Origin of the sequence: Embleya sp. NPDC005971 (genome assembly GCF_040629175.1) — a bacterium.
Taxonomy (GTDB): Bacteria; Actinomycetota; Actinomycetes; order Streptomycetales; family Streptomycetaceae; genus Embleya.
The window spans coordinates 26,835-32,912 of sequence record NZ_JBEXUX010000091.1; the positions used below are offsets into that span (position 1 = coordinate 26,835).

Below are 6,078 nucleotides of genomic sequence, written 5' to 3' on the forward strand. Positions count from 1 at the left end.
TCGGGGACGGCGTTCCGGTTTGCCCGGCAAATTAGACAGGTATTCTTACCTCGTGCAGCAAGACACCTCCTCCGAGTCCGAACTGGTGACGTTGCTGGTCGGCGCCGTGCGCGGGATCAGCCAACTCTTCTCCGACCGCATGACGGGTGCGGGCTTCGACGAGATCCGGCCCACGCACGGCTTCGCGCTGACCCTGGTCGGCGAGGGCGGCACCACCGCCACCGAGCTCGGGCGCCGACTGGGCATGACCAAACAGTCGGCCGGCGAGGTGGTCTCCCACCTGGCCCGACACGGCTACGTCGAACGCAAGCCCGACCCCGCCGACCGCCGGGCCCGCCGGATCACCCTCACCGAGCGCGGCCGCGAATGCCTGAAGGTGATCTGGACCGAGCTGTCCGGGATCCAGGGCGCGTGGACGAAGGCGGTCGGCGACGACGGGGTCGAGGTGCTCAAGGAAGGTCTACGCGCGGGCATGCGCCAACTCGGCGCCTCCGGCGAACTCCCGGACAACCTCAGCCAGGCCTGGTGGTGGCGGGAGAACTAGAACCTGTCGGCCCGGCGGCGGGCGAGGTAGGTGTCACACCGAGGGGCCGGTTCGACCGGCTCCGCGTGGGGTCGGACGAAGTCGCTTGTCCTGGACGGGAGTTCGGCCTTCGGTCCGGCGGCCGTCGTGGCCATGTGGCTGCACGTCGAGCACCGCTCCACCGGTCGATCGTGGGTCGGCGCGTCCCGCCGGCCGCGCTCAGGGCCGGCCCAGCAGCACGCCGGCCGCCAGCACGCAGGCCACGATCGCGGTGAGCAGCGTCGCCCGGATCGCCCGGTCGCCGGTCGCCGGGGCGCCCGCCCGGACCGCGCGGTAGATCTGCCGATGCCGCAGCAGGCCCACCACGTAGACCACGCAGCCGGCCGCCATCACCACGCAGCCGGGCACCATGTACCACCAGCGGTCCGGCACGTGCCCGGCGCGCACCAGCAGCGCGCCGTTGGCGACGAACGCCAGCGCGGTACGCGACCACGCCATCCTGGTGCGTTCCGGTTGCAGCCCCGGATCCAGCGGTGCGCCCGGCAGCAGTGCCGATCCCGACATCAGGACGCGATCATCAGCACGACGCTGACCACGATCACGATCACCAGGCCCGCCGAGAGCACCAGCGGCAACGCGGAGAACGGCAACGCACGCCCGAGCCGCATCGCCCGTTCGACCTGATACCAGCGCCGATACGCGGTGGCCGACAGGGTCAGGGCCAAGCCGACCAGGACCAGACCGAGCACCAGCCGCTGCGCGTGCGGAGCCAGATCCGGCACCAACTGCACCACCGCGACTCCGCCCGCGAGCAGCGACAGGGCGGTCCTTATCCAGGCCAGGAAGGTCCGCTCGTTGGCGAGCGTGAAGCGGTAGTCGGGCTCGTCCCCGATCTCCCGGAGCCGGGAGCCCTTGCGCTCGGATCTCATGATCTTCATTATCGGCATTCGATCACGGCCCGGTCGGCTCGGCCGCGTCGGACCCCGACAACGCCGTCGAGCCGCCTCCCCCGTGTGGGGCAGGCGGCTCGACGAAGTCCCGGAAGCGGCGGGCCCGGCTAACGCAGCAGCGTCGGCTTGAGGTCCTTTATCCGCGCGAGCAGGCCGTTCACGAAGGCCGGCGACTCGTCCGTGGAGTATTCCTTGGCGAGTTCGACGGCCTCGTCGATGGCCACGACGTCGGGGACGTCGCTCTCCCAGAGCAGCTCGTAGATGCCCAGGCGCAGGACGTTGCGGTCCACGCCGGGCATGCGGTCGAGCGTCCACCCCACGGCGTAGGTGCCGATCAGGTCGTCGATCCGCTTGCGGTGCTCCTGGACGCCCTCGACCAGTTGCATCGTGTAGTCGGCGACCTGTGGCTCCGCCTTGTCGGCCTGGAAGCGGCCGACCCAGTCCGCGAGGATCGTCACCGGGTCGACGCCGCGCTGGTCGGCCTCGAACAGGATCTGCAGGGCGCGCTTCCGGGTCTTGCTGCGGGCACCGGCCACTAGCTGTTCACGCGGCCCAGGTAGTCACCGGAACGGGTGTCGACCTTGACCTTCTCGCCCGTCGTGATGAAGAGCGGAACCGCGATCTCGAAGCCGGTCTCCAGCTTCGCGGGCTTGGTGCCACCGGTGGACCGGTCGCCCTGGACACCCGGCTCGGTGTACTCGATGAGCAGTTCGACGGAGGCCGGCAGCTCGACGTAGAGCGCGGAGCCCTCGTAGATCGCGACGGTCGCCTCGAAGCCTTCGAGGAGGTAGTTGGCGGCGTCGCCGACGGTCTCGGGCGAGATCGGCAACTGCTCGTACGTGTCCGTGTCCATGAACACGAAGTCGGTGCCGTCCTTGTACGAGAACTGCATGCCGCGCTTGTCCACGGTGGCCGTCTCGACCTTCGTGCCGGCGTTGAAGGTCTTGTCCACGACCTTGCCGGAGAGGACATGCTTGAGCTTCGTACGAACGAACGCGCCGCCCTTGCCGGGCTTGACGTGCTGGAACTCGACGACGGACCAGAGCTGGCCATTGTCGAGCTTGAGCACCATGCCGTTCTTCAGGTCGTTGGTCGTGGCCACGAGTGTGGTGTCTCCTGCGTGCTTCTGGGACCGGATGATCGCGCGTCGGACCGGACAGGTATCGATACCGTCCGCTACAGGACGAGCAACTCCTTGGTCGTGATGGTGAGTAGCTCGGGCCCGCCGTCTTCGAGCGGACGAACCACCAGGGTGTCCTCGATGCGGACACCGCCGCGGCCCGGGAGATAGATCCCCGGTTCGACGGTGACCGGCATGCAAGCGTCCAGCTTACCGGTCGCCGTCGGACCCAGAAGCGGGTCCTCGTGGATCTCCAGTCCGACGCCGTGCCCCAGGCCGTGTTTGAAGAACTCCAGGTAGCCGGCCCGCTCGATCACCGCACGCGCGGCCCGGTCCACCTCGACCGCCTCGACGCCCGGCGCGAGCGCCTCGCGGCCCGCCTTCTGCGCGGCGAACACCACGCCGTAGATCTCCTGCTGCCAGCCGGCCGGCTCGGTGCCGATCACGAAGGTGCGGGTCATGTCGGCGTGATAGCCCCGGTAGCGCGCACCGAAATCGATCTTGAGGAAATCGCCGTCCTCGACCCGGCGGTCGCCCGGATCGTGGTGCGGGATCGCCGAGTTCGGCCCGGTCGCCACGATGGTCGGGAAGGCCACCGCGTCCGCGCCGTGGTCGGCCATCCGCCGCTCCAGCTCCATCGCGATGTGCCGCTCGGTCCGCCCGACCAGGATCGACTCGATCATCTCGCCGAGCGCCCGATCGCCGATCTCACAGGCGATCCGCAGCGCGGCGATCTCCGCCGGGTCCTTGATCCGCCGCAGGTCCTCGACCACCCGGCCGAGATCGACCAGCGCGGCGGCGGCGTTCTCCTCGGCCAGCACGGCGCCCAGCGCGCGGTAGAGCTCGACCGTGACGTGTTGCTCCTCGATCGCCAGCCGGACCGCGCCGGCCGCGGCGGCGCGCTTGGTCAGCGTCTGCGCACAGGCCCGCTCGACGAGCAATTCGACGCCCGGCGCCTCCTCGCTCGCCTGGTGTGCGTAGCGCCCGTCCGTACAGAGCACCGCGCCGGACTCGGCGGACCCTTCGCCGGCCGCTCCCGGGGCGTAGACCAGCAGCGCGGCATTCGAACCGGTGAACCCGGTCAGGTAGCGCACATTGACGCGATTGGTGATCAGGGCGACGTCCGCACCGGCACCGGCCAGACGGGAACGCAACCGATCACGGCGTTGAGCATGGGCCTCGGGCATGGAATCAGCGTAGTCCCGCGAGGTGGGCCGAGCCCGGCGTGACTCGGCCCACTGCATCCTTCGGGCTGCGCACTGCATCCTTCGGGTTCCGAGCAGGGCAATCGGGTGATATCCGGACAACGGTCGCCATCCGGTTCTACGCTGCCTGCGAGGGGGTGTACTTCAGTGGAAATCACCGGAAATGACGATGCTCGCGCCGTGCCGGCCGACGAGCTGCTGGTCCGCCAGATCAACGCCGCGGCCGAGCGCTACCGGGCCGCCGGAGCCGACCGCGGCGAGATCGACCGGCGCCGCGCAGCGGGCAGCCGCTTCCCGGACGACGACCATCGGCTGCAACTGCGCGCGGCCCGGTTGGTCGAGCAGCACGAGGTGCCCGGACAGGTGTTGCTGGCCACCTCGCCCGAGGAGAGCGCACCGCGGCTGGCCGAACGCATCATAGGTGTCACCAACGACCTACAGAGCCTGAACTTCCTCGCCCGCGGGTTGCGGGCCGCCGCCTGCGTGGCCCGGATCTGGTACTCGACGGGCGGCCCGATGCAACCGCAGGCGACCGGTTTCCTGGTCGCGCCGGGCCTGTTGTTGACCAACCATCACGTCTTCCCGGACCCGGCGACCGCGGCCGGCGCGTTCGCCGAGTTCGGCGCGGAGATGGGGATCGACAACGACCTGCCGATCCACACCACTCGCTTCGCCCCGGACCCGGACACACTGTTCCTGACCGACGAGGACCTCGACTTCACCCTGGTCGCGATGCGACCGGGCGGCGACGGCCGGCCGCCGGGGCAGATCTTCGGGCACATCCGGCTGATCGCGGCCGAGGGCAAGCTGGTGGTGGGCGATCCGGTGAACGTGATCGGTCACCCGGACGGGCGGCTCAAGGAGATCGCCATCCGGGAGAACCGGTTCACCCAACGCTTCGACGAATTCCTCCAATACGAGACCGACACCGAACCGGGCAACTCCGGTTCGCCGGTGTTCAACGACCAGTGGGAGGCGGTCGGGCTGCACCACAGCGGGGTGCCCGCGCAGGACGACAGCGGTGCGGTGCTCAACCTGGCGGGCCTGCCCTGGCAGCCCGAGCAGGGGGTGGCGCAGATCAAGTGGATCGCCAACGAGGGGGTGCGGATCAGCGTGATCCTGGCCCGACTGGGCGCGCTGACCACGACCGACGCACAGCGGGCGTTGCTCGCCACCCTGGGTGCCGGGTCGGGGCTGGGCTCGACGCCGACGGTGCGCACGGGCGTGCCCGCGCCGCGCTCGCCGGTCGAGGCCGCGTCGGGTGCCGAGGCGGTCGCGGTGGCCGGGGCGACCGGGCGGCCGGACGCGTTCGGCGGGCGGGTGCGGCTGGTCTTCCTGCACGGTCGCAGCCAACAGGGGCACGATCCGGGCGAGTTGCGGCGCGGCTGGGCGGCCGGGCTGAACAGCGGGCTGACCATGGCGGGGTTGCCGACGGTGGATCCCGAGGATGTCTGGTTCCCGTTCTACGGCGACCGGCTCGTCGAGGTGATGGAATCGGCGACGGCGGTCGAGACGCCGCTGTCCGCGTCCGCACAGGCGTTGTACGAGCAGTTGCTGGACGAGGCCGCGCGGCGGGCCGGGATGCCGGCCCCCGGGCAGGTCCTGGTGACCGAGAGCATCTGGGACCACGTGGTGGGCGCGGTGCACGAACCGCTGGGCTGGGTCGCCGCGCACACCGGGGTGGACCGACTGGTGATCCGGGCCGCGTTCCGCGACGTCGCGGCCTATCTGGATCGCGACGACACGCGCGAGGCGGTGCTCGATCAGGTGCTGGCCGGGCTGCCCGGGGCCGGTCCGCTGGTGCTGGTCGCGCACAGCCTGGGCACGGTGGTCGCGATGGACCTGCTGACCCGGCTCGGGCCGCAGGTGCCGGTGGCCGGGTTGATCACGGTGGGCAGTCCGCTGGGGATGGACACCGTGTATTCGCGGTTGCGGGGCGGCGGGGCGCACCTGCCGCCGATCGCGGGGCCCTGGTTCAACGCGTGGTGTCCCACCGATCCGGTCGCGATCGGGTGCCCGCTGGCCGACGACTGGAGCGGGCTCGGCGCGGAGTGCACCGTGGCCAATCCGCATGACCGCGCGCACGACATCGGCGCGTATCTGGCGCATCGGGAGGTGGCGACGGCGATCGGGCGGTTGTTGGGGTGAGCGCGGGCCGGCGGCTCGGTCGGGACGGGCGCCCGGGTCACCCACGTGGGTACGCTCGCGGCCTCGCGGTGCCCGCCGAGGACGGCGGCATCGATCTGTACGTCGCCACCCAGTGGCTGCACGTGGATCGGC

At 70.6% G+C, this 6,078-nt stretch carries 7 protein-coding genes; 2 read left to right on the top strand and 5 right to left on the bottom strand.

Annotated features, from left to right (window positions below; all coding sequences use genetic code 11):
* The first annotated feature begins 52 nt into the window (after positions 1–52).
* The gene (locus tag ABZ374_RS43410) at positions 53–544 is read left to right on the top strand and encodes a MarR family transcriptional regulator (protein WP_360323197.1); all 492 of its coding nucleotides are present in this window, start codon (positions 53–55) and stop codon (positions 542–544) included.
* Positions 545–742: 198 nt separating this feature from the next.
* Here the strand turns inward: ABZ374_RS43410 and ABZ374_RS43415 are convergent, their stop codons facing one another.
* The 5 genes from ABZ374_RS43415 to ABZ374_RS43435 form a co-directional block, all read right to left on the bottom strand.
* Positions 743–1,087 carry a DUF202 domain-containing protein gene (locus ABZ374_RS43415; RefSeq protein ID WP_360323199.1) on the bottom strand — a complete coding sequence of 115 codons (345 nt, stop codon included), beginning with the start codon at positions 1,085–1,087 and terminating at the stop codon, positions 743–745.
* On the bottom strand, positions 1,087–1,461 hold the full coding sequence (locus tag ABZ374_RS43420; RefSeq protein ID WP_360323201.1) for a DUF202 domain-containing protein: 375 nt from the start codon (positions 1,459–1,461) through the stop codon (positions 1,087–1,089). The genes ABZ374_RS43415 and ABZ374_RS43420 overlap by 1 nt, the downstream gene beginning before the upstream one ends.
* A gap of 119 nt (positions 1,462–1,580) precedes the next feature.
* Positions 1,581–2,009 (bottom strand): transcription antitermination factor NusB, encoded by a 429-nt coding sequence (nusB, locus tag ABZ374_RS43425; RefSeq protein WP_360323203.1) that lies wholly within the window; start codon positions 2,007–2,009, stop codon positions 1,581–1,583.
* Positions 2,009–2,575, bottom strand: a complete 567-nt coding sequence (gene efp, locus ABZ374_RS43430; RefSeq protein ID WP_020551770.1) for an elongation factor P — start codon at positions 2,573–2,575, stop codon at positions 2,009–2,011. Before efp ends, nusB begins: the two co-directional genes overlap by 1 nt.
* Positions 2,576–2,649: 74 nt before the next feature.
* On the bottom strand, positions 2,650–3,780 hold the full coding sequence (locus ABZ374_RS43435; protein WP_360323205.1) for an aminopeptidase P family protein: 1,131 nt from the start codon (positions 3,778–3,780) through the stop codon (positions 2,650–2,652).
* A 198-nt stretch (positions 3,781–3,978) separates the two neighbouring features.
* On the opposite strand from ABZ374_RS43435, the gene ABZ374_RS43440 reads away from it, so the two are divergent.
* A complete protein-coding gene (locus ABZ374_RS43440) occupies positions 3,979–5,946 on the top strand; it encodes a serine protease (protein WP_360323207.1) in 1,968 nt (655 codons plus the stop codon).
* Positions 5,947–6,078 lie beyond the last annotated feature (132 nt).

Excerpts from the sequence above, each read along its gene's own strand:
- ABZ374_RS43415 (WP_360323199.1), bottom strand. The coding sequence starts at position 1,087 with ATGTCGGGATCGGCACTGCTGCCGGGCGCACCGCTGGATCCGGGGCTG.
- ABZ374_RS43420 (WP_360323201.1), bottom strand. The coding sequence starts at position 1,461 with ATGAAGATCATGAGATCCGAGCGCAAGGGCTCCCGGCTCCGGGAGATC.
- ABZ374_RS43435 (WP_360323205.1), bottom strand. The coding sequence starts at position 3,780 with ATGCCCGAGGCCCATGCTCAACGCCGTGATCGGTTGCGTTCCCGTCTG.